We start from the raw sequence: 23,707 nt of genomic DNA, 5'->3' as shown, positions 1-23,707 counted from the left end.
TCAGGCGGGGAGCCGGTAGAGCACCCCGCCCGGCCCGTCGACCTGCTCGACGAGCCCGTCCTCGACGAGGCTCGCCACGCACCGGTCGAGCTGCGCGGCGTCGTGCCACACCTCGGCCACGACGCCGCGCGGCACCGGGCCCGGCGCGTCGCGCAGCGCCGCCATGACCCGGCCCCGCGCCTGCCGGTCGGTGCCGGCCCAGGCCTGCGTGCGGCGTCGGGCCGCGTGCTCGTCGCCGGGGCGCCCGGCCAGGCGCCACGCGCACGCGTCGCGGACGGGACAGACGCCGCACCGGGGCGCGCGCGCCGTGCAGACGAGCGCGCCGAGCTCCATCGACGCGGCCGCCCACAGCACCGCGTCGTCGTCGTCGGGTGGGGCGACCGCGGCGGCAGTCGCGCGCTCCGCGGCCGTGTACGACGGCGCGGGCAGCGCGACGCCCCCGACCGCCCGCGCCAGGACGCGGCGCACGTTCGTGTCGACGACGACCGCGCGGCGCCCGTGCGCGAACGCGGTGACCGCCGCGGCGGTGTACTCGCCGACCCCCGGCAGCGCGCGCAGCGCCTCCTCGCCGCGGGGCACCTCGCCGTCGTGCCGCTCGACGATCGCCCGGGCGCACTCCTGCAGGCGCAGCGCGCGCCGCGGGTAGCCCAGCCGGCCCCACGCGCGCAGCACGTCGGCGGTCGGTGCGGCCGCGAGGTCGGCCGGCTCGGGCCAGCGCTCCATCCAGGCCCGCCAGGCCGGCTCGACCCGCACGACCGGCGTCTGCTGCAGCATCACCTCGCTCACCAGCACGCCCCACGCGGTGCGGTCCGCGGCCCGCCACGGCAGGTCGCGGGCCGTCGCGCCGAACCAGCGCCCGACGGCGTCGCGCAGCCCCGCGTGCGGGTCTCCGGCCGCGGTCGAGAGCGCGGTCGAGGGCGCAGTCGAGGGTGCCGTGCGGGCGGGGCCGTCGGCGCACGCCGGGCGGGGGGCGGGGGCTGGCACGGGTGGTGGGTCCTCGGGAGGGTCGGGGTCGGGCCGCACACATTGTGCCCCGACCTGGGCCGCCGTCGGCGCGGCACCGGTCCCGCGGGGCGCCCTCACGGCTAGCGTGGTCCCGACCAGCACGAGCACGACGGAGGACCCGTGAGCACGCCGCGGACCGACCGCACCCCGAGGCCGAGCACCCGCCCGAGCACCGGGCCGGGCGCGCCCACGCGCGCCGCCCTGGTGCGGCGTCGGCTCGTCGCGCTCCTCCTCCTCGTGGCGCTCGTCGTCGGCCTCGTGCTGCTCGGCCAGGTGGCCGTCCGCGCCGTCGGGCCGCTGCTGAGCGGCGACGCGAGCGCGCAGGAGGGCAAGTCGCCGCCCCCCACGCCCGAGGCCGCGGGCCCGCCCCGCGACTGCACGGCGGCGTCGCTCGAGCTCGCCGTGACGACGAACGCCGCCGAGTACGAGCCCGGTCGCGCCGTGCAGCTCGACGTGACCGTCCGGCAGTCCGGCGGGCGGCCGTGTCTCGTCGACGGGTCGGACGCGGGCCGTCAGGTGCTCGTCTACTCGGGCGACGAGCTCGTGTGGTCGTCGGCCCACTGCGGGTCCACCGAGCGCCTGCTCCTCATGAGCACGGGCGACGAGGACCCGTCGCGGCTCGTGCGGTGGGACCGCCACCGCTCGGTCGAGGGCTGCGCGCCCGACCAGCCCGAGGTCGACCCCGGCACGTACACGGCGGTGGTGAGCATCGCCGGCGTCGACGGCGCGACGAGCGAGCCCGTGACCTTCACCCTGCTCGCACCGCCCGCCCCCACGCCGGACCCGGCCGAGACCACCGCACCGGCCGACGGCACCGCACCCGCTGAGGGCACCACCCCGGCGGACGGGACCGCTCCTCCCGCCGAGGGGACCCCGCCCGCGGACGGGACGGGGCCCGCGGACGGGACGGCTCCCGCGGACGGGACGGCGCCCGCGGAGGGCGCCGCGCCGCCGGACGCGACGACCGACGGGGCGTAGGGCCGAGCCCGCTCCGCGGCGACGTCGCGCTCCTCGCACCCTGCGACCCGCTGCCGGCCGGACCTTCCCCGCTCCTCCCTGTGCCCTGTGCTCGCCCGTGCCCCTCTTCCTCGCCGCCCCGTCCTCGCGGCACCCGCGGCGCTCCGCCCACGAGGGGGCGGGGCGGTCGCCCCTGTGCGGACCACCTCGGCGAAACGGATGGAAGGGTGTTTTCGGAGACTGGTCGTGTCGATGGCTCTGCCGGTCGATGAGATCGCGTCGCAGCGTCCGATATCGCAGCGCGCAGAGCGAGTATCCGTCAGCAGGGTCGCGGCGCGCTGACCCGGCGGCACCGCGAAGTCGAGACCGAAAACCATTGCGGTACTCGCTTCCGGCTGGTTGACTGGCTCGCGACTGGCGACCTCATCGCGGAGGGAGCGGGGGCCACGAGCCCCGGGTACGGGACTTCCGCGGCGCGGCGCGAGCCGGCACGACGATCGGGTTCACGCGTCCCGCAGCGGGGCGGGCGGACGAAGCAGTCCACCCGCGCGACGCGTGGTGCCGTCGTCGTCCCGGACCTGTTCCGGTTCCCGATGGAGAGGACTTGGTGATGTCGGGGAGAGCGTGGAGAAGGGTCGTCGCCTCGGCGATGACAGGTGCGATGGCCGCCACCGGCGTCGCACTGGCACCGGCGGCACAGGCCGACGTGGTGCCGGGGAACGAGAGCGACATCGGTGTCTACACCGACGGCACGACGGACTCGATGGACATCGGCGACCCGGTCTACAGGAACCTGGACCAGGTCGCCGCCGCCCTCGAGCCGGGCGTCCCGTGGACCGCGGGCTCGATGCACGGGTCGATCTTCGAGAAGGACCTGGCCGCGGGCGGCACGGACTACTACCTCGACCGCGTGCTCGGGGTGAGCGGGACGGCGAGCAACAGCGTGCTCCAGACGCGCGGCCGGTCGCTGTACCTGCGGGGCAACAGCAACTGGGCGGTCATGGGGTTCGCGGGCTCCGCGTTCGCGGGCGGGCCGAACAACCTCGGCAACCTCTACACCGTGACCGTGCCCGGGCAGACGATCACCGAGGTCGGGGCGCAGCGCTTCAACGCGCCGAGCCACGCGAAGGCGCGCTACACCGTCGGGACGACGGGCGTCGTCGCGGACCTCAAGAAGCTCATCACGTACGACAACGTGGCGCTGTCCGCGCTGACCTTCACCAACCCCGGCGCGAGCGACGTGACCTTCACGGTGCGCGCGTCCTCGCCGCTCGCGACGGCCGCAGCCGACGCGGCCGACGAGCTCACGGGGACCCGCACGCTGACGAGCGGGTCGAACAACGGGCTCGTGGACACGCCGTGGTCCACCGTGACCGTGGGGCTCAAGGCCCCGGGGTTCGAGCGCACGGGGACCAACCTCGACCGCGAGGTCACGGTGCCGGCGGGCGGCTCGGTCGACCTGTCCGTGCTCGGCGTGCTGTCCAGCGAGACGCTCCCCGAGTCGGTGGAGAGCTTCCACGAGTACGCCGCGCTGACCCCCGCGGAGGCGTTCCGCACGGGCGTCACGGAGTTCAACCGGCAGTGGGCGCAGGACGTCCCGTACATCGACGTCCCGGACGAGGCGATCGAGAAGGCGATCGTCTACCGCTGGTGGGGCGAGCGGTACAACAGCCTGGACGCGAACGAGCCCGGCTACGTGTACCAGTACCCGACGACGATCGAGGGCGTGAACCTCTACCAGAACTCGGTGGCGCTCACGCAGCCCATGCACCTGCAGGACACCAAGTGGATCCGCAACCCGTACCTCGGGTACGGGCAGATCCTCAACATCGGTGAGCTCTCCGGGGCGTCGGCGTTCCTCGACAGCCCGGGCCACACGAGCTGGAACAACCACTACTCGCAGTACCTCGGCACCGCGGGCCTCGAGGCGTACAACGTGCACGGCGGCGGTCCGGCGGTCGCCGAGCGCTTCGCGACGTACTTCGAGGGCGACGGCACCGGGCAGCTCGAGCACTACGACGGCAACGACGACAAGCTCATCGCGTACGACACCAACTACATGCCGGGCAACGACTCCGACGCGATCAGCTTCGGGTACCCCAAGGTCGACGCGGGGGCGCCGGGCGCGCGGACGATCGAGCGCCCGGAGTCCGCGTACGTGTGGGGCGCGTTCGACGCCGCCCGCCAGCTCTACGCGATGGCGGGGGCGGACCCGGAGAAGGTCGCAGAGATGGGGCAGACCGCCGACGAGATCCGGGACGCGATCCTCGGGCGGCTGTGGAGCGAGGAGACGCGCATGTTCCTCGCGGGGACGTCGCACGGCGCGACGTCGGGCGGGAACCAGAACCCGCTGAGCCAGGCCGAGCGCGACCTCATCCCGGCGAAGGAGTCGAACCTCTACGACATCTACGCCGAGAACCTCATCCCGGTCGAGGACGCCGGCACGTACGTCGACGGGTTCCGCTTCCTGCGCTACGGGGACAACTTCCCGATCTTCCCGTTCTACACGGCCAACCAGTACGACCGGGCCAAGTACGGCATCGGGGGGTCGAACAACTTCTCGAACATCAACTTCACGGTCCAGTACCGGGGCGTGCGGTCCGCGCTGCGGCACTACGACCCCGACCACACCTACGTCACGCCCGAGTACGCGGCGAAGCTCCTCGACTGGATGGCGTGGAGCATCTACCCGAACGGCGACACCCTCGTCCCCAACCAGGCCGAGTACTACTCGAACTGGAACGCGAGCACGCAGACGTTCAACCGCAACAACCCGAACCACGTGATGCTCGGCAACATGAACTACATCTACGTCGAGGACATGGGCGGCATCCAGCCGCGGTCCGACGACAAGATCGAGCTCTGGCCGATCGACCTCGGGTACGACCACTTCATGGTCAACAACCTGCGGTACCACGGCAAGGACGTGACGATCGTCTGGGACGAGGACGGCTCGCACTACGGCCTCGGCGAGGGCTACAGCCTCTTCGTCGACGGTGAGCGCAAGGCCGCGGCCGACGGCCTCGGCCGGTTCGTCTACGACCCGGCGGCCAACGAGGTCGTGGAGTCGGACGAGGGTCTCGCGGTCCAGGTCGTCGCCGACGAGGGCGCCGACGTGCCCACGGCCGTGGACACCCCGATCGAGGACGAGCGCGTCGTGTCGTACCTGAGGACGGCCGGCATCGACCTCACCGAGGACGCCGACAACCTCGCGCGCGGCGCGGAGCTGTCGTCGTCGGCCACCCAGCAGGGTGCGCGCCCGACGCCGTGGCGCCAGTTCCACACGCCGGGCTGGAGCACGGGCTCGATGAACTACACGCCGGGCGCGATCAAGGAGACCGAGCGGCCCGTGTCGCTCGACGCGGTCACGGACGGCAACACCGCCAACGAGCCCTTCTGGGGCAACTACGGCACGGAGGGCGACACGGGCTACGTGGAGCTCGACCTGGGCGAGCCGACGACGTTCGACAACGTCAAGGTCTGGTTCGTCAGCGACCGGCAGGCGGGCGGGTACCGCGAGCCGCTGCGGTACTCGGTCCAGGTGCCCGACGGGTCCGGCGGCTGGACGACCGTGCCGGACGCGTTCAAGGCGCCCAAGGTCCCCGGGCCCAAGTTCAACGAGGCGCTGTTCGAGGCCGTGACGGCGGACAAGGTCCGGGTCGCGTTCACGAACACGCCGTCGTCCTGGACGGCGATCTCGGAGATCCAGGTCTTCGACTCGGGCCGCGAGGTGCCCGAGGTCGTCAACGACGCCCCGACGGTCGGGGTGAACGCCGACCGGTCGAAGGACGGGAACCTCTCCACCACGCTCGTCGGCACGGTGACCGACGACGGCATCCCGGAGGACGGGACGCTCACCTACGGGTGGTCGACGGTCTCCGCGCCCGACGGGGCCAGCGTCATCTTCGGTGCCGCCGACGCCCTCACCACGACGGTGACGGGCACGGCCCCGGGGGTGTACACCTTCCGGCTCACGGCGTCCGACGGCGAGCTCACGACCGAGCGCGACGTCGAGGTCGAGCTCACCGAGAAGGCGACGTCCGCCGAGTTCGGGACGCTCGCGACCGTCACGACGAGCGGGTCCGCCTCCTGGGAGAACCCGCTCCGGGTCAACGAGCCCTCCACGCCCGCGAGCTCGAACCCCGGTGCGGGCAACGGCTGGGGCACGTGGGGACAGCCCGCGAACGGCACGAGCGCGCAGAACGCCGCGTGGATCCGGTACGCGTGGGAGTCGCCAGTGCTCGTCGCGTCGACCGACATCTACTGGTACGACGACAACGGCGGGACGCGCATGCCGCGTGCGGACACCTACACGGTCGAGCACTCGCAGAACGGCACCGACTGGACGCCCGTCACCCTGACCGAGGGCTCCACGTACGCGGGCGCGCTCCAGCGCAACGCGTACAACCACCTGGAGTTCGAGCCCGTCGAGGCCAGCTACCTGCGAGTCCGGATCACGGGCGTGCAGACCGGCGGCGCCGGCACCGGCATCCTGCGGTGGCGCGTCAACGGCGACACCGTCGACTCCGTGGCGAGCCCCGTGATCCTGCGGACCGTCACGGGCGAGGTGCCGGAGCTCCCCTCGACGCTCGACGTCGTGTACTCGAGCGGGCGCCGCGGTGCCGTCGAGTTCACGTGGCAGCCGATCACGCCCGCCATGGTCGCCGAGACCAACGTCGAGCCGTTCACCGTCTACGGCACCAACACGACCTACGGCCTCATCGCCGAGGCCCAGGTGTACGTGCGGCCGGAGAGCTCGCAGGGCGGCATCTCCATCCAGGGCGCCGAGCAGTTCGAGCAGAGCGTCGACGTCGGCGAGCAGCCGTGGCTGCCCACCAAGGTCCTCGTCTCCTACAACGACGGCTCGCGCGACAACCAGGCCGTCGGGGTCGAGTGGGACTTCGACGAGAGCGTCGTCGAGACGCCGGGCGTGTACGTCGTCCGGGGCGACCTCGTCCTCCCGGACTACGTCAGCACGGCCGGCACCACGACGACGACGCTCACGCTCACCGTGGGCGACGGCGCTCCCGCGGGCCCGGCCGTCACGGTGACGACCGAGACCCGCTGCCTCGCCGGCAAGGTCTACGTCGCGGTCCGCGCGCAGAACGACGACGACGCGCCCCTCACGGTGCGCCTCGACACGCCGTTCGGCACCAAGACCGTCAACGGTGTCGAGCCCGGGAAGAACGTCTACCAGTCGTTCGCCACCCGTGCGTCCTCCGTCGAGGCCGGTGAGGTCACGGTCGTGGCCACCGACGCCGAGGGGAGGTCGACGACCGTCACCGAGCAGTACGACGCCCGCTCCTGCGGCTGACCCGCAGCGCGCGTCGCACCACCGTCTCGCCCCGGTCCGTCCCCACGGACCGGGGCGAGACCCGTCTGCGAGGGAGAACCGTGGTCCGCCGGGGCAGAGCCCTGGTCCGCCGAGGTAGAGCCCTGGTCGCGCGAGGTAGAGCCGTGGTTCTTGTGCTCGACGGCGCGTGGTCGGCCTGGGTGGGCGGGGTGGGTGGTGGTGCCGCGTCTACCATCCGCCGCTCGTTCCTCGCGGCTCCCGCCAGGCCCGCCACGACGCGGCACCACCACCCACCCCGCCCGGCGTCGTCTCGCCCTGGTCTTGGCTCACCCGGGCGACCGCCCGGGATCGCGGATCCGCATGTGCAACGCCCTGGACGTTCAGCGAGAACGAGAGCACCACGGTCTTCGACTGGGGGATCGCGGCCATCCGTCGTCGATGGACGTTCTCCTTCAGCGGACCAGGGTTCTACCTCGGCGGGCCAGGGTTCTACCTCGGCCAACCACGGCTCTACCTCGCGCTACCAGGGCTCCCTCGGCGGGGCGGGGACGTGTCAGCGGCGGGCCAGGGCCCAGCGGAAGGTGTTGCGCAGCAGGTAGGAGCCGTCGGGACGCCGGAACGGTCGCGCGGCGCGGAGCACGTCGGGGCGGAGCTCGGCGCGCAGCTCGTCCGACTCGCCGAACATGATCGCGGCAACGACGTCGTCCGCGTCGGCGAGCACCATCGGCGCGTCCGCGACGCCCTCCGTCACCGGCGTGAAGCCGTGCTCCGCGAGGAGCGCGCCGAGGTGCCCCTCCTCGCGGCTCTCGTCGCTCGGCTCGTGGTCCTCGCCCGCGACCGCGCGCTCGAGCACGGTGAGGTCGTTGAGCTCGTCCTCGGCCCACGTCGCGACGGCGACCAGCCCACCGACGCGGCGGCACTCGACGAGCGTCCTCGCGACGTCGGTGAAGGCGAGCGCGTTGACGAGCGTCACGAGGTCGAAGGAGTCGTCCGGCCAGGGGAGTCGCTCCGCCTGCGCGACGCGCAGGTCCGCGCCCGGGCTGCGGCGCCGGGCGACGTCGACCATCCCGGCGGCGGCGTCGCACCCGGCCGCCTCGGCCCCGCGGGCCACGGCCAGGGCGACGAGCTCGCCCGTGCCGCACCCGACGTCGAGCACACGGGACCCCGGCCCGACGCCCGCGGCGTCGAGGATCGCCCGCTGCGCGGGCTCGGCGGCGGGCGCCCACCAGCGCGCCCAGGCGTCGGCCAGTGCCGACCACTCGTCGACGTGGTCCACGGTCCCCTCCGTGTGCGTCGTGCGGACGGTCGGAGCGTCAGACGTAGCGCTCGAGGATGCTCGACTCCGCGAGCCGGGACAGGCCCTCGCGCACCGCGCGGGCCCGCTGCTCGCCGACGCCGTCGACGGTCATGAGGTCGTCGATGCTCGCGGCGAGGAGCTTCTGCAGGCCGCCGAAGTGCGCCACGAGCCGGTCGATGATCGTCGCGGGCAGGCGCGGCACCTTCGACAGGAGGCGGTACCCGTGCGGCGCGACGGCCGCGTCGAGCGCGTCGCCGCCGCCCGGCAGGTCGAGCACGCGGCCGATCTGGCCGAGGTCGAGGAGCTGCGTGGAGTCGAGGCCCCCGAGGGCCTTCTGCACCTCCGCGAGCGAGCGGTCCTTGCGGCCCAGGTCGACGTAGTCCCGGATGACGAACTCGCGGTCCGAGCCGATGCCGCCGATGAGCTCGTCGAGCTGGAGCGCGAGGAGGCGGCCGTCGGTGCCGAGCTCGATGACGTAGCCGGCGATCTCCTCGGAGATGCGCGCGACCATCTCGAGGCGCTGCACGACGGCGCAGACGTCGCGCACCGTGACCAGGTCCTCGATCTCGAGCGCGGACAGCGTGCCGGACACCTCGTCGAGGCGCGCGCGGTAGCGCTCGAGCGTCGCGAGCGCCTGGTTAGCGCGCGACAGGATCGTGTCGGAGTCCTCCAGGACGTGGCGCTGCCCGCCGACGTACAGCGCGACGATCCGCATCGACTGGCTCACCGAGATGACGGGGAAGCCGCTCTGCTTGGCCACGCGCTCGGCCGTGCGGTGCCGCGTCCCGGACTCGGTGGTCTCGATCGTCGGGTCCGGCAGGAGCTGGACGGCGGCGCGCAGGATGCGGTTGGCGTCGCGGTCGAGCACGACGGCGCCGTCCATCTTCGACAGCTCGCGCAGCCGCGTCGCGGAGAACCCGACGTCGAGCTGGAAGCCTCCCGAGCACATCTCCTCGACGACCTTGTCCAGGCCCAGCACGATGAGCGCGCCGGTCCGGCCGCGCAGGATGCGCTCGAGACCGTCACGGAGCTCGGTGCCCGGTGCCACGGCGGCGAGGGTCTCCCGGAGCAGCTCGTCGGGGTGCGCGGGGGAGTTGGCCACGGGGGAATCCTACGCTGCGAGCCCCTCCGCAGCTCCGGAAAACCCCGGCGCCACGCCACAAAGCGGTCACGATCCGGTCTCGGCGTCGTGGGGGCGTGCCGGGTCCGGGCGCCGCGCGCACCGGTGGCCGCCTCCGGACGGCTCCGTCAGAGTGGGTGGTCGAGACAGGTCACCGGAGCGGCTCGGGAGGGCACGTGCACCGTCGTCGGTCGTTCGCACAGGTCGGGAGGTCCGTCGCGGCGGGCGCCGCGGCGCTCGTCCTCGTAGGCCTCGCCGCCCTCGCCACGGGCACCTCGGCCGTGGCCGAGGTACCCGAGCCCGGGGAGGACGAGGCCGTCGTGACCGTCCGCGTCGGCGGGGACCGGGTCGGGACCCGGGAGGTCGCCCCGCTGCCCGGCGTCGTGCTCGGGCTGTACACCGAGGGCGCGACGCCCGAGCCGGTCGACCAGCCCTGGGCGCTGTGCACCTCCGACGCCGACGGGGACTGCTCGTTCGTGGTCCCGGCCACGGGCCCGGGGGGTGCGAACGCCGGGGCGCGGTTCCTCGTCCGCCAGCTGTCGGCGCCCGCCGGGTGGTACACCAACCCGACCCTGCGGACGGGAGCGGGGAGCGGGTCGGGCTCCGTCGCCCGGCCGTACGAGTTCCTCACGCCGCCGCTCGAGGCGGGCCAGACGTACAGCTCCCTGGCGGCCGAGCCGCCCTTCATGTTCGGCAGCGCCGGCAGCGGCCGCCCCGAGACGGACTCGGAAGGCGTGTGGCAGCAGTCGCGCACGAACCCGGCGTTCTCCGCACAGTGCGGGGTCGACGTCGCGCTCGTGCTCGACCTGTCGGCGTCCCTGGGCAGCCAGGTGACGAACCTCAAGGCCGCGACCGACTCGATCGCGGACGCGCTCGTCGGGACGCCGTCGCGCATGGCGGTCTTCTCGTTCGACGGCACGTCGCCCGCGACGAACGGCGGGAACGCCCCGACACTCGTCCCCGTCTCGACGCAGGGCGGCGCGGACGCGTTCAAGGCCCAGTACGCGGACTGGGCGACGGGGTCCGGGACCAACTGGGACCAGGCCCTGTGGGCCGTCGCGCAGGCCGCGCCGGACTACCAGGTGGTCGTCCTGCTCACCGACGGCAACCCGACGCGGTTCAGCGCCGACCCGCTGCTCGGTAGCGGCGGCACCACGCACTTCCGCGACGTCGAGAACGGGATCTACTCCGCCGACGCCGTCAAGGCGCGGGGATCCCGGCTCCTCGCGCTCGGCGTCGGCAGCGGGATCGACGACGTGACGCGCCTCAACCTGCGGGCGCTCTCCGGCGAGACCTTCTACGAGGGTGGTGACCCGGGGTCGGCCGACTACTTCGACCTGGCCGACTTCGAGTCGGCCGGGTCCGCGCTCCGCGACGTGCTCCTCTCGGGCTGCGCGTCGCGGCTGACCGTGACGAAGGAGCTCGTCCCCGCGGAGAACGTCGGCGAGGACGTGACGGGCGCGGTGCCCGCGGGACCGGGGTGGGAGATCTCGGCCGGCACGACGACGGCCGGGGTCACGGTCACGCCGCCGACGCAGACGACGCCCGACGACGGCACCGGCAGCGTGGTGTTCGACGTCGACTACGGCGGCCAGCCCCAGACCGCGACCCTGACCGTCGCGGAGACCCAGCAGGACGGCTACGACCTCGTCACGGCCGCCGGGGCGAACGCCGTGTGCGTCGACAAGCTCGCGCAGGACGCCCCGGTCGCGGTCGAGAGCTCCGGGGCCACCGGCTTCACGGTCGACCTCCCGCCGTCGGGGTTCGTGAGCTGCACGATCCGCAACCGGCCGCAGTCCGCGGTCGTCGTCGACAAGACGTGGGTCGTCCGCGGCGAGACCTTCGCCGAGGGTGAGCAGCCGGAGGGCCTGGAGGCCGCGCTCACGCTCACGGGGCCCGACGGCGCCGGGCCGAGCGCCCAGCCCTGGGGCGCCGAGCGGGGCGGGTACGCGGGCGCGCAGGAGGTCGTCGTGGACGAGACGACGACCCTCCCCGCGGGCTGCGTCCTCACCGGTGCGCGCGTGACGTCCGTCGACGGCGAGGCGGTCGACGAGGCGCTGCCCTTCACGACGACGGCGGGGTCGCCGACGCGCGAGGTGGAGGTGACGAACGAGGTCGTGTGCCCGCCGATGCTCACGCTGGTCAAGGAGGTCGTCAACGACGACGGCGGCACCGCCGCGCCCGCCGACTGGACGCTCACGGCGTCCGGGTCTCCCGGGACCGGCGACCTCGTCGTCACGGGGGCCTCGGGGAGCGACGACGTCACCGCGGTGCCCGTCGAGGAGGGGTCGTACGCGCTGGCCGAGGACGGGCCCGCCGGCTACACCACGCTCGGGTGGGAGTGCGCCGACGAGGAGGGTGCGGCGCTCGCGGTCGAGGACGACGTCGTCGACATCGGGCCTGACGACGCCGTGATCTGCACGGTGACCAACGACGACGACCCCGCGCCCACGACGCCGGCGCCCGAGCCCTCCGAGCCGGGAGCCACGGCCGCGCCCGCCCCCGGTGGCGGCCCGCTCGCCACCACGGGCGCGAGCGTCGCGCTGCTCACGGTGCTGGCCGGGCTGGCCGTGGCCGCCGGCACGGGGACGGTCCTGCTGGTGCGCCGTCGTCGCTCGGCCGGTCTCGGGGGCTGACCACCGCGGCGGGGCGGCCGTCGAGCCCCGAGCGGGCTCTGCTCGGCGGCTGCCCGGCCGCGGCCCGCGCGCTCAGCTCCGCGCGAGCTCGACCGCCTCGCCGAGGTGCCGCGCCGGGTGGATCGTCATGCCCTCGACGGGGCGCGGGAACGACCCCCGCGGCACGACGGCGCGCGTGAAGCCAAGCCGCGCGGCCTCGGCCAGCCTGCGGTCGAGGCCCGCGACGGGGCGGATGTCCCCGGCGAGGCCGACCTCGCCGAACGCGACGGTGCCCTGCGGGAGGGCCTCGTCCTCCCGCGCGGACAGGACGGCGAGCGCGATCGAGAGGTCGGCGGCCGGCTCGGTCACCTTGGCGCCGCCCACGGTCGACGCGTAGACGTCCTGGTCGACGAGCCGCACGCCCGCGTGCCGGTGCATGACGGCGAGGATCATCGCGAGGCGGCTCGAGTCGACGCCGCTCGTGGTGCGGCGCGGGTTCGTCAGCGAGCTCGGCACGACGAGCGACTGGATCTCGAGCGCGAGGGGCCGGCGGCCCTCGAGCGTCACGGTGACGCACGTGCCCGGCACGCCCGCGCCGGTGTGCGAGAGGAAGAGGCCGCTCGGGTCGGCGAGCCCCACGATCCCGTTCTCGGTGAGGTCGAAGCAGCCGACCTCGTCCGTGGGCCCGTAACGGTTCTTCACGGCGCGGACGAGGCGCAGGCGCGAGTGCCGGTCGCCCTCGAACTGGCACACGACGTCGACCAGGTGCTCGAGCGTGCGCGGACCGGCGACCGAGCCGTCCTTCGTGACGTGCCCGACGAGGATCACGGGCAGGTCGCGGGCCTTCGCCGCGGCGATGAGCGACGCCGCGACCTCGCGCACCTGGCTCACGCCGCCGGGCGCGCCCTCGACCTGCGCGGACGCGACGGTCTGCACGGAGTCGACGACCAGCAGGTCGGGCTCCGTGGCCTCGATGTGCCCGAGGACGGTCGCGAGGTCCGTCTCGGCCGCGAGCAGCAGGCCGGGCGCGAGGGCGCCGACGCGCTCGGCGCGCAGGCGCACCTGCCCGGCCGACTCCTCGCCCGTGACGTAGAGGACGCGCCGCGGGACGGGCGCGGGGCGCGCGGGCTCCGCGGGCGCGCGCTCTCCGGCGGGCCGGACCGTCGGCAGGTCGGAGCCGCCCGCGGCGACGTTGCTCGCCACGGCGAGCAGGAGCGTCGACTTGCCGACGCCCGGCTCCCCGGCGAGGAGCACGACGGCGCCCGGCACGATCCCGCCGCCGAGCACGCGGTCGAACTCGGACACGCCGGTGGGCGTGGCGCGCGCGGCCTCGACGCTGATCTCGCCGATGGGGCGCGCGGGGGAGCGCGTGGGGGACACGGCCGTGGTGCGGGGGCCCGAGGCGGCCGGGGCGTCCTCCGTCACCGTGCCCCACTCCTGGCACTCGCCGCACCGGCCCACCCACTTCGCGGTGGTCCACCCGCACTCGCTGCAGCGGTAGGCGGGGCGGGCTCGCTTGGCGGCCGCGGAGCGGGCCGCGGTGGTCGACGACGTCACGCGCCCCAACCTAGCCAGCGCCCCTGACACCGGCACGCCGCCGCACGCCGCGACGAGCGGGCGTCGGCGCGGGATGCTGGGCCCATGCGCAAGCGCGGCCTCCCGCACGACAGCCCGTGGTGGACGCCGATCCTCACGGTGACCTCGACGGCCGCGTGCCTCACGGTCTACTACGGCGTGCCGCTGCCCGACGACGACGCGCCCGAGGTGGTCCAGCTCGTCTCCTTCGGCGTCGGGCTGGCGCTGCTGTGCGGGCTCCTCGTGGTCCAGGTGCGGCGCCAGCTCCGCGCATGGGAGACGCCGAGCGTGCGGGTCCAGTCCGTCATGGGCCTGCTGCTGCCGGTCGTGACGTTCTTCGCCCTCGTCTACTACCTCCTCGCGGACCAGTTCGTGGGGATCGAGAACCGGACCGACGCCCTGTACTTCGCCGTCGTGACGCTCGGGACGGTCGGCTACGGCGACGTCCACCCGACGGGCGAGGCCGCCAAGATGGTCGCGATGGTCCAGATCGTGCTGGACCTCGTCGTCGTCGGCGTCCTGGTGTCCATCGCCACGTCGCGGGCCCGCGCCCGGGCGGAGCACCGCGAGCGCGCGGAGCGCACCGAAAACCGCCCCGACTGACGTTTCCTCCGCAGGCTCTCCTCGTCCCGGCGGCTGGGCGTCCGCGCCGCGGAATCCCGGCCTTTTTTGGGATTCACCAGATACTGCCGCGCGGAGGCGCGTGCTCATCGCTCTACCAACGGACCGAAAACCATTGCGAAGCGGTTTCTGCCTGTGGCATGGTCGGCACGACGACCGGCTCGACGACGAGAGGTGGACGCCCGTGACGACGCGAGCGCGAGGGCGGCCCGCACGACGCACCGCCACGGTGCGGGCCGCTCTCGGCCCGCCCGGCACCTGACCACCGGACCGCCACGGCGGCGCCCGGCGGTGACGCGTCCGACCCCCGCCCGCGGGGGCGTCATCGCCGTCCCCGCACGCCGGTACTGATCGTCGGACCGTCCGCCCTGCCCGCCGGCACGGGCTCCACGACCGTGCGCCCCGGGGGCCGAGGGAACTCCCGGGGCGCACGACCTCCACGCAGGACCCGCAGGCCGCACCGACGCGGCCCGACCGTCAGGAGACCAGCCCATGACCGACAGGACCAGCACCCGGCCGTCCCGCGGGCGGAGCCCCGCGCGGGGCGTCGTCGCGAGCGTCGTGGGCGGCGCCCTCGCGCTCACCGGGATCGCCGCGAGCACGGCCCCGCCCGCCGCGGCGGCGGAGCCCTCCACGTTCACGAGCACGGAGAACCCGATCCTCGGGGACGGGAGCTACTACTCGGCCGACCCGGCCCCGCTCGTCGTGCCCGCGGGCGCGCCCGGCAACGACACGGGCGCCGACCAGCTCTACGTCTACACCGGCCACGACGAGGCCGGTCCGCGGCAGAACGACTTCATCATGAACGAGTGGGGTGCGTTCGTGACGAGCGACGTCGACGCTGGGGAGTGGACGCACCACCCGTCCCTCATGCGCCCGGAGGAGGTCTTCGACTGGGCGACGCCGGGGCGCGCCTACGCGGGCCAGGTCGTGCAGGGCGTGGACGGGCGCTACTACTGGTACGTCCCCGTGCACGAGGCGGACAGCCCGGCGAGCGACGCGTTCGGCATCGGCGTCGCGGTCTCGGAGTCCCCGACGGGCCCCTGGACGGACCACGTGGGCGCTCCGATCATCTCCCAGCGCGTCCCGACGCCGAACACGATCCACAACATCGACCCGACGGTCCTCGTGGACGGCGAGGGCGACGACGCCCGCGTCTACGTCTGGTGGGGCAGCTTCTCGAACCTGCGCATGCTCGAGCTGGGCCGGGACATGAGGACCCCGGTCGGCCAGGTCCGCACGGTCACCGGTCTCACCGGCTTCTTCGAGGCCGCGTGGGCGTTCGAGCGCAACGGCACGTACTACCTGGCGTACGCGGGGAACAACGCCGGGCCTGCGTCGGCCTGCACCCCGGCGAACTACCACGCGTGCATCGCGTACGGCACGGCGTCGTCGCCGGAGGGTCCGTGGACGTACCGCGGCACGGTCCTCGCCCCGGTGTCCTCCACCACGAGCCACCCGGGCATCCTCGAGTTCGACGGCGAGTGGTGGATCGCGTACCACACCGCGGACGCCGAGGGCGGCAACCACTTCCGCCGCTCCGTCGCGATCGACCGGGTCGAGTGGGACGACACGCAGTCGCCGCCGCGGATGAAGCAGGTCGTCACGACGCCGGAGAAGGTCCGGGACACGACCCCGCGCGCGAACGTCGCGCAGGAGGCGACGGTCACGGTCTCCAACGAGCCCGTGCCGACGCAGTACTGGAAGAAGGCGCTCAACGACGAGATCGTGCGGCCGAACCCGCTGCCCCCGGACATGTGGGGCACGTGGACGGGGAACAACCCGGCCCAGCAGTGGGTCCAGTACACGTGGGACCAGCCGGTGCGGGTCGCCGGCTCGCAGATCGAGTTCTGGAACGACCAGCCGCAGGGCACGGGCGTCGGCGTCGCGGCGCCCGCGTCGTGGCGCATCCAGTACTGGGACGCGGCCGACGGCGGCGCGTGGGTCGACGTGCGCGACCCGAGCGGCTACGGCACCGGGACGAGCGGCTTCCAGGAGACGACGTTCGAGCCGGTCACGACGACCCAGGTGCGCGCGGTCCTCGACGCCTCGACGAACGGCAGCACCTACTCGGCGGTGGCCGTCGAGGAGTGGAAGGTCCTGGCGGAGCAGCCCGCCGCCGTCGAGCCGCCCGGCGCGACGGTCGAGGTGGGCGAGACGGACCTGCCCAGGACCGTCCCGGTGACCTACCCCGGCGGCGAGACGCTCCACGTCCCGGCCTTCTGGGACCCCGTCGGGCCCGACGACGTCGCCGCCCCGGGCTCGTTCACGGTCGACGGGTCGGTGCTCGGGTACGCGGGCGGACGGGTGACGACGGACGTCACGGTGGTCCCGGCGGAGCCGGCACCGGGCGACGAGACGCCCCCGACGCTCACCCTCACGCCGCTCGGCAGCCAAGGCAGCGGCGGCTGGTTCCGCTCGGACGTGCGCGTGCGCGTCGACGGCACCGACGACTCGGGCGGGCGCGTGGTGCTCACCACGCGTGTCGACGACGGTGCGCCCGTCGTCACGGACCCGGTGCGGACGGCCGAGGTCGCGGTCGCTGGGGACGGCGAGCACCTCGTCGTGGCGACGGCCGCGGACCGCGCGGGCAACCTCTCCGACGAGGTGTCGCTCGACGTGCGGATCGACCGGGTGGCGCCGGTCAGCCGCGGCGTGCTCGACGCCGCGGCGCGCACCGTGACGGTCACGGCGACCGACGCGACCTCCGGCGTCTCGCGCGTCGAGTACGCGATCGGCACCGGGGCGTGGCGGACGTACGACGGTCCGGTGGCCGCGCCGGACACGAACCAGCACCGCGTGTCGTTCCGAGCGGTGGACGCCGCGGGCAACGCGGAGACGCCGAAGGTCGTCACGGTCCCGGCGGACGTCTCCGGCCCGCTCACGGGGAACGTCGCGTCGATCGCGACGGCGAGCGCGTCGTACACCGCCGGGTGGAACAGCCTGGGCGCCCTCAACGACGGGGCCGACCCGGCGAACCCGAGCCAGGCCCAGATCTGGGGCACGTGGTCCGGGACGCGCCCGGCCACCCAGTGGGTCCGGTACGACTGGCCCCGGCCCGTCCGCCTCACGGGCGCCGAGCTGAAGTTCTGGCGGGACTCGAACCCGGGCACCGGGGACGGCGTCGTCCGCCCCGACGCGTGGGCGCTCGAGTACTGGGACGAGGCGGCGCAGGCGTTGGCCCCGGTGGCGAACCCCTCCGGGTACGGCACGAGCACGACCGCCTTCAACACGGTCACCTTCGACCCGGTCACCACGTCGCGGCTGCGGGCGACGTTCACCGCGAACGGCAACGGCAGCACGTACTCCGCCGTCGCCGTCACGGAGTGGCGCGTGTTCGCGGACGACCCGGGCACGGGCGGCCCCGGGCCGGACCTCCCCGTCACGGTGACGGCGCAGCCGCGCTGCCTCGCCGGGAAGGCGTACGTCGCGGTCGTCGCGAGCCACGAGCACGACGGCCCCGTCGACCTGGTCGTCGAGACCCCCTACGGCACGCGCGAGTTCCCCGCCCTCGCGCCGGGGCGGAGCGCGTACCAGTCGTTCGCGGTGCGCGCGGCGGACGTCCCGGCGGGCGGCGTCGTCGTCCGGGCATCCGCGACGGTCGACGGCGCGGCGGTCACGTCGGAGACGACGGCGGAGCACGCCGGGCTGGGCTGCGGACGACAGTGACGACGGGCGGGTGAACCCGTCCGGCGCGTGCCCGACACCCCGCGCCACCGCGGGGGTTCGGGCACGCGCGCGTCCTACGCTGGGCCGCGTGGCCACGCCCCGGAGATCGGCGGCCCACGAGGACCACCGAGAGCAGAGAGGTGCGCGCGATGAGCCAGCCGCCCGACGGGGGCACGCCAGGACGGGCCGCCACCCCGGCGCGCCCCGGGGCGAGGGCGGGCGCGTCGGGCCCGTCGGGTCCCCGCCGTCCCGCCGACGCGACGGGCGCGCGCGACCGGCGGCACTCCCGCCCCCCGTCGGCGGCGGTGTACCGGCGTCGGCGGCTCGTCGTTCTGGTCGGCCTCCTGGTCGTCGTCGGCCTCGTGCTGGCGCTCCTCGCCTGGGTGTGGCCGGGGTTCGCCCGCTCGGACGCCGCTGCGGAGCCCGAGCCGACGGTCACCGTCACCGCCGACCCGCCCACGCCGACGCTCGAGCCCGTGGCACGCACCGGCACGACCGCGTTCGCGCAGGCGCTCCCGGACACCGTGCTCGACCTCGTGCTCCGCAGCGACTCGGCGACGGACGCGTGGACCGCCGCGCGCGCCCTGGAGGCGTACCAGCTCGAGTACGCCGACGGCGAGGGGGACGACGCGACCCGGGTCACCGTCGTCGCGGGCCAGTGGCCGACGTCGGCGGAGGCGGAGGCCGCGGCGGACGACCTCGTCGCCGCGGCGGGCACGCCCACGGAGGAGGGCGACGTCGAGGTCGCCGGGGAGGTCGCGGGCCGGTACGCCGTGACCGACGCGGGCGACGGCCGGGCCACCGTCACGTGGCGCAACGACACGGCCGTCCTCCAGGCGACGGGGCCCGCCGACGTCGTGGCCGACGTCTACGCCGCCTTCCCGCTCTGAGCACCGGGGCCCTCGCGGCGGCCCGGACTCTCCGGGTGCGCAAGAATGCCCTTCACCGACTCCCGGGAGCTGATCGCCCATGACCGACCTGCCCACCCCCTCCGCGCCCCGGCTCGCCGTCCTCGGCACGGGCGTCATGGGCGAGACCGTCCTCGCGGGTGCGCTCGCGTCCGGGTGGCGACCCGACGACGTCGTCGCGACGGTCCGCCGGCCCGAGCGCGCCGACGAGCTCGCCGCGCGCCACGGCGTCCGGACGACGCGCGACAACGTCGAGGCCGTGCGCGGCGCCGGGGTCGTCGTCGTCGCGGTGAAGCCGAAGGACGTGGCCGCGCTGCTCGCCGAGGTCCACGACGCGGTGGGCGAGGGCACGGTCGTCGTGAGCGTCGTCGTCGGCCTCCCGACCGCCTTCTACGAGGAGCGGCTGCCCGCGGGCACCGCCGTCGTGCGGGTCATGCCGAACACGCCGTCCGTCGTGGGTGCGGGCGTGAGCGCCGTGAGCGGCGGGAGCGCCGCGGACGACGACGACGTCGCGCTCGTCGAGCGGCTGCTCGCCGCGACGGGCCTCGTCGTGCGCGTCGCGGAGAAGGACCAGGACGCCGTCGGCGCGCTCTCCGGCTCCGGGCCCGCGTACGTCTTCTACGTCATCGACGCGCTCGCCGAGGCGGGCGTGCTGCTCGGCCTGACGCGCGCGACGGCGCTCGAGCTCGCGACCGCGACCGTGCACGGCGCGGCCACGATGCTGCGCGAGACGGGCGAGCACCCGGCGATCGCGCGCGAGCGCGTCTCGTCGCCGGGCGGCACGACGGTCGCGGCGCTGCGCCGTCTCGACGCCGGCGGGGTGCGCGCCGCGTTCCTCGACGCGCTCGAGGCCGCGCGCGACCGCTCGGCCGAGCTCGCGGCGGCGCTCGCGGACGCCCCGGCGCCGCGCGCGGGGACCGAGGGGGCGGGGTCGTGAGCGACGGGCCGTCGCCCCGCACGCGCCCGCCCGCGATGTCGGACGTCGCGCGGCTCGCCGGCGTCTCGCACCAGACCGTGTCCCGCGTGCTCAACGACCACCCGAGCGTGCGGCCCGAGACCCGCGACCGCGTCCTCGACGCGATCGCGACGCTCGGCTACCGCCGCAACAGCGCGGCGCGCGCCCTCGTGACGATGCGCTCGGGCACGATCGGCGTGGTCACCACCGGCTCCGCGCTGTACGGGCCGACGTCGACCCTCATCGCGGTCGAGGAGGCCGCGCGCGAGCAGGGCTACTTCGTGAGCGTCGCGACGATCCGGCGCTACGACGCCGACACGATGCACCGGGTGCTCGAGCACTTCATGGACCAGGGTGTCGAGGGCATCGTCGTCATCGCGCCGCAGACGGACGTCGCGGCGGCGGTCGACTCGTTCCGCGCGCCGGTCCCCGTCATCATGATCGCCGCGCGCGACCTCCCCGCCGACGGCGAGGCGACCGACGTCGTGCGCCCCGCGCCCGGTGCGCTCGGTGCGCCGGGGGCGATCCTGTCCATCGCTGTGGACCAGCGTCTGGGTGCGCGCGTCGCGACGGAGCACCTGCTCGGTCTGGGCCACCGCACGGTGCTCCACCTGTCCGGGCCGCTCGACTGGTTCGACGCGCGCGAGCGCGAGACGGGCTGGCGCGCCGCGCTCGAGGAGCGCGGCGCCCCGGTGCCCGAGCCGGTGCGGGGCGACTGGTCGTCGGACCGCGGGTACGCCGTCGGGCGCGAGCTCGCGGCCGCGGTCCGCGCGGGCGACGGCCCGACGGCGGTGTTCGCGGGCAACGACCAGCTCGCGCTCGGCCTGCTGCGCGCGTTCTGGGAGCAGGGTGTGCAGGTCCCGGCGGACGTCTCGGTGGTGGGGTTCGACGACGTCGCGGGCGCCGGGCACTTCATCCCGCCGCTGACGACGGTGCGCCAGCCGTTCGGGTCCCTGGGCCGCCGGTGCATGGGGATGATGATCGACGCGCTGGCGGGCGCGACGGTCCGTCCCGTCTCCATCCCGCCCGAGCTCATGGTGCGCGAGAGCACGGGAACGCCGCGCGACTGACCGCGCGCTCGCACGGGCGAGCGCGGAGGGAGTTGGCCTCGCCGGTTGTGAGCGCTAACATTCGAAGGACACTCAACGACCGAGGCGCGACGCCGCGACGAGGAGAAGCAGCAATGGTGCAGCAGGACGAGGTCGGGCGCCGTCGGGCGGCCGTCGTGGCGGGGGACACCGCGCTCGGGATCGAGCTCGGGTCGACGCGGATCAAGGCGTGCCTCGTGGACGGCGACGGCACGCCGCTCGCGAGCGGGAGCCACGCCTGGGAGAACCGGTTCGAGGACGGCGTTTGGACGTACCCGCTCGACGCCGTGGAGGCGGGGCTGCGCGAGTGCTACGCGCGCCTCGTGGCCGACGTCGAGGAGCGGTACGGCGTGCGACCCACGACGTACGGGGCGCTCGGCGTCTCCGCGATGATGCACGGCTACCTCGCGTTCGACGCCGACGGCGAGCTCCTCGTCCCGTTCCGCACGTGGCGCAACACGTCGACCGGCCCGGCCGCCGCCGAGCTCACCGAGCTGCTGGGGTACAACGTCCCGCTGCGCTGGTCGGTCGCGCACTGGTACCAGGCGATCCTCGACGCCGAGCCCCACGCGGCGCGCGTCGCGTCGCTCACGACGCTCGCCGGGTACGTCCACCGGCGCCTCACGGGACGCCACGTGCTCGGCGTCGGCGACGCGTCCGGCATGTTCCCGGTCGACCCGGCGACGCGCGACTACGACCACGCGCTCCTCGCGCTCGTCGACGAGCGCGCCGCCACCCACCGGGCCGGGGCGAAGCTCGCCGAGCTGCTGCCCGACGTGCTCGTCGCGGGCGAGGACGCCGGGCGCCTGACCGCCGAGGGCGCGGCCTGGCTCGACCCCACCGGGTCGCTGGAGCCCGGCGTCCTGCTGTGCCCGCCCGAGGGCGACGCGGGCACGGGCATGGTCGCGACGAACGCCGTCGCGCCGCGCACGGGCAACGTCAGCGCGGGCACGAGCATCTTCGCGATGGTCGTGCTCGAAGGTCCGCTCGCCGCCGTGCACCACGAGCTCGACCTCGTCACGACGCCGGCGGGCGACCTCGTCGCGATGGTCCACTGCAACAACGGCGCGAGCGAGCTCGAGGCGTGGGCCGGCCTGCTCGGCGAGCTCGCCGCGGCCGTCGGCAGCGACGCGGGCCCGGACGACGTGTTCGGCGCGCTGTTCCGCGCCGCGCTCGACGGCGACGCCGACGGCGGCGGGCTGCTCGCCTACAACTACCTCGCGGGGGAGCCGATCACCGGGCTCGACGAGGGGCGCCCCCTGGTCGTCCGCACGCCCGGCAGCCGCCTGACGCTCGCCAACTTCGCGCGGACGCAGGTGTACGGCGCGTTCGGGACCCTCGCGCTCGGCATGCGCGTGCTCGCGCGGGAGGGCGTCCGGATCGACGGGATGCTCGCCCACGGCGGGATGTTCCGCACCGCGGGCGTCGCGCAGCGGCTCCTCGCGGCGGCGATCGGCGCGCCCGTCAGCGTGGGGCGCACGGCGGGCGAGGGCGGGGCCTGGGGCATCGCGGTGCTCGCGGCCTTCGCGCGCGCCTGCGCCGGGGAGCGCGCACCGGGCGCCGACGTGGGTGCGGACCTGGGCGACTACCTGCGCGACCACGTCTTCGCGGCGGCCGAGACCGTGACGGTCGAGCCCGAACCCGCGGACGTCGCCGGCTTCGCCGCGTACCTCGAGCGGTACGCGGCCGGGCTCGCCGTCGAGCGTGCCGCCGTGACAGCGCTGCCCACCCGCACCGGAGGAGAGGACCCCGCATGAGCACGCCCACCCCGTCCGCGGACGCGACGGCCGCGCGACCCGCCGTCCCGGCGGTGCCCGCGCACCTGCGCGACGCCGTCGACGCCGCCAAGGAGCGCGTCGCCGCGCTGCACGCCGAGCTGCCCCGCTGGGAGCTCGTGGTGTGGACCGCGGGCAACGTGTCCGAGCGCGTCCGGGACACCACGCGGCCCGACGGCGCGGGCGACCTGCTCGTCATCAAGCCGTCGGGCGTCGCGTACGACGACATCACCCCCGGCGCGATGGTCGTGTGCGACCTCGACGGGGCCCTCGTCGAGGGCGACCGGTCGCCGTCGTCGGACACGGCGGCGCACGCGTACGTGTACCGCCACCTGCCCGAGGTGGGCGGCGTGGTGCACACGCACTCGACCTACGCGACGGCGTGGGCCGCGCGCGGCGAGCCGGTGCCGTGCGTCCTGACGATGATGGCCGACGAGTTCGGGGGCGACATCCCCGTCGGACCGTTCGCGCTCATCGGCGACGACTCGATCGGGCGCGGCATCGTGGAGACGCTGCGCGGGTCGCGCAGCCCCGCGGTCCTCATGCGCAACCACGGGCCGTTCACCATCGGCAAGGACGCGCGCGCGGCGGTCAAGGCGGCCGTGATGTGCGAGGAGGTCGCCCGCACCGTGCACGTCAGCCGCCAGCTCGGCGAGCCCACGCGCATCCCGCAGGACGACGTCGACGCACTCTACGCGCGCTACCAGCACGTCTACGGGCAGCAGCCCGCGCGCTGACCGGCGGGCCGCTCCGACCCGGTTCCCCCGGGCCCGGCGGCGCACCGGCACGACACGCAGCACGACCACCGGGACGGGACCGCAGCGGTGCG

The 23,707-nt window shown here is 74.8% G+C and carries 14 protein-coding genes; 10 read left to right on the top strand and 4 right to left on the bottom strand.

What is annotated here, in order from left to right:
* On the bottom strand, positions 1–873 hold the full coding sequence (locus MT994_RS06075; RefSeq protein WP_255438007.1) for an A/G-specific adenine glycosylase: 873 nt from the start codon (positions 871–873) through the stop codon (positions 1–3).
* A gap of 252 nt (positions 874–1,125) precedes the next feature.
* On the opposite strand from MT994_RS06075, the gene MT994_RS06070 reads away from it, so the two are divergent.
* The gene (locus MT994_RS06070) at positions 1,126–1,983 is read left to right on the top strand and encodes a hypothetical protein (protein ID WP_354805540.1); all 858 of its coding nucleotides are present in this window, start codon (positions 1,126–1,128) and stop codon (positions 1,981–1,983) included.
* 640 nt (positions 1,984–2,623) lie between these two features.
* Positions 2,624–7,276 carry a discoidin domain-containing protein gene (locus MT994_RS06065; RefSeq protein ID WP_354805539.1) on the top strand — a complete coding sequence of 1,551 codons (4,653 nt, stop codon included), beginning with the start codon at positions 2,624–2,626 and terminating at the stop codon, positions 7,274–7,276.
* 532 nt (positions 7,277–7,808) lie between these two features.
* Here MT994_RS06065 and MT994_RS06060 read toward each other — a convergent pair.
* Positions 7,809–8,531, bottom strand: a complete 723-nt coding sequence (locus MT994_RS06060; RefSeq protein WP_086149029.1) for a methyltransferase domain-containing protein — start codon at positions 8,529–8,531, stop codon at positions 7,809–7,811.
* A gap of 37 nt (positions 8,532–8,568) precedes the next feature.
* The gene (gene disA / locus MT994_RS06055; protein ID WP_034654928.1) at positions 8,569–9,654 is read right to left on the bottom strand and encodes a DNA integrity scanning diadenylate cyclase DisA; all 1,086 of its coding nucleotides are present in this window, start codon (positions 9,652–9,654) and stop codon (positions 8,569–8,571) included.
* Positions 9,655–9,848: 194 nt separating this feature from the next.
* On the opposite strand from disA, the gene MT994_RS06050 reads away from it, so the two are divergent.
* Positions 9,849–12,308 carry a hypothetical protein gene (locus MT994_RS06050; RefSeq protein WP_354805537.1) on the top strand — a complete coding sequence of 820 codons (2,460 nt, stop codon included), beginning with the start codon at positions 9,849–9,851 and terminating at the stop codon, positions 12,306–12,308.
* A gap of 72 nt (positions 12,309–12,380) precedes the next feature.
* Here the strand turns inward: MT994_RS06050 and MT994_RS06045 are convergent, their stop codons facing one another.
* The gene (locus tag MT994_RS06045) at positions 12,381–13,844 is read right to left on the bottom strand and encodes an AAA family ATPase (protein ID WP_061266717.1); all 1,464 of its coding nucleotides are present in this window, start codon (positions 13,842–13,844) and stop codon (positions 12,381–12,383) included.
* An 84-nt stretch (positions 13,845–13,928) separates the two neighbouring features.
* On the opposite strand from MT994_RS06045, the gene MT994_RS06040 reads away from it, so the two are divergent.
* From MT994_RS06040 to MT994_RS06010, 7 genes are all read left to right on the top strand, one after another.
* Positions 13,929–14,465, top strand: a complete 537-nt coding sequence (locus MT994_RS06040) for a potassium channel family protein (protein WP_086149027.1) — start codon at positions 13,929–13,931, stop codon at positions 14,463–14,465.
* A 510-nt stretch (positions 14,466–14,975) separates the two neighbouring features.
* Complete coding sequence (locus tag MT994_RS06035; protein WP_354805535.1) at positions 14,976–18,152, top strand: family 43 glycosylhydrolase; 3,177 nt, start codon at positions 14,976–14,978, stop codon at positions 18,150–18,152.
* A gap of 149 nt (positions 18,153–18,301) precedes the next feature.
* A complete protein-coding gene (locus MT994_RS06030; RefSeq protein WP_354805534.1) occupies positions 18,302–19,042 on the top strand; it encodes a hypothetical protein in 741 nt (246 codons plus the stop codon).
* Positions 19,043–19,121: 79 nt separating this feature from the next.
* Positions 19,122–19,997: a pyrroline-5-carboxylate reductase gene (gene proC / locus MT994_RS06025; RefSeq protein ID WP_354805533.1), complete on the top strand. Its 876-nt coding sequence runs from the start codon at positions 19,122–19,124 to the stop codon at positions 19,995–19,997.
* A 35-nt stretch (positions 19,998–20,032) separates the two neighbouring features.
* Entirely contained in the window at positions 20,033–21,085 is a 1,053-nt protein-coding gene (locus MT994_RS06020) for a LacI family DNA-binding transcriptional regulator (RefSeq protein WP_354805842.1), read from the top strand.
* A 113-nt stretch (positions 21,086–21,198) separates the two neighbouring features.
* On the top strand, positions 21,199–22,860 hold the full coding sequence (locus MT994_RS06015; protein ID WP_354805531.1) for an FGGY-family carbohydrate kinase: 1,662 nt from the start codon (positions 21,199–21,201) through the stop codon (positions 22,858–22,860).
* Positions 22,857–23,615: an L-ribulose-5-phosphate 4-epimerase gene (locus MT994_RS06010; RefSeq protein ID WP_168946117.1), complete on the top strand. Its 759-nt coding sequence runs from the start codon at positions 22,857–22,859 to the stop codon at positions 23,613–23,615. Before MT994_RS06015 ends, MT994_RS06010 begins: the two co-directional genes overlap by 4 nt.
* The last annotated feature ends 92 nt before the right edge of the window (positions 23,616–23,707 follow it).

The organism is Cellulosimicrobium sp. MI9406 (assembly GCF_040595865.1).
Taxonomy (GTDB): Bacteria; Actinomycetota; Actinomycetes; order Actinomycetales; family Cellulomonadaceae; genus Cellulosimicrobium; species Cellulosimicrobium funkei.
Note: the sequence above shows the minus strand (reverse complement) of the source record. Positions and strands in the feature narration are given on the sequence as shown.

What these genes read in the sequence shown, in the direction of transcription:
- MT994_RS06065 (WP_354805539.1), top strand. Translation starts at nt 2,624, where the DNA reads ATGGCCGCCACCGGCGTCGCACTGGCACCGGCGGCACAGGCCGACGTG.
- MT994_RS06040 (WP_086149027.1), top strand. Translation starts at nt 13,929, where the DNA reads ATGCGCAAGCGCGGCCTCCCGCACGACAGCCCGTGGTGGACGCCGATC.
- MT994_RS06035 (WP_354805535.1), top strand. Translation starts at nt 14,976, where the DNA reads ATGACCGACAGGACCAGCACCCGGCCGTCCCGCGGGCGGAGCCCCGCG.
- MT994_RS06030 (WP_354805534.1), top strand. Translation starts at nt 18,302, where the DNA reads ATGAGCCAGCCGCCCGACGGGGGCACGCCAGGACGGGCCGCCACCCCG.
- proC (WP_354805533.1), top strand. Translation starts at nt 19,122, where the DNA reads ATGACCGACCTGCCCACCCCCTCCGCGCCCCGGCTCGCCGTCCTCGGC.
- MT994_RS06020 (WP_354805842.1), top strand. Translation starts at nt 20,033, where the DNA reads ATGTCGGACGTCGCGCGGCTCGCCGGCGTCTCGCACCAGACCGTGTCC.
- MT994_RS06015 (WP_354805531.1), top strand. Translation starts at nt 21,199, where the DNA reads ATGGTGCAGCAGGACGAGGTCGGGCGCCGTCGGGCGGCCGTCGTGGCG.
- MT994_RS06010 (WP_168946117.1), top strand. Translation starts at nt 22,857, where the DNA reads ATGAGCACGCCCACCCCGTCCGCGGACGCGACGGCCGCGCGACCCGCC.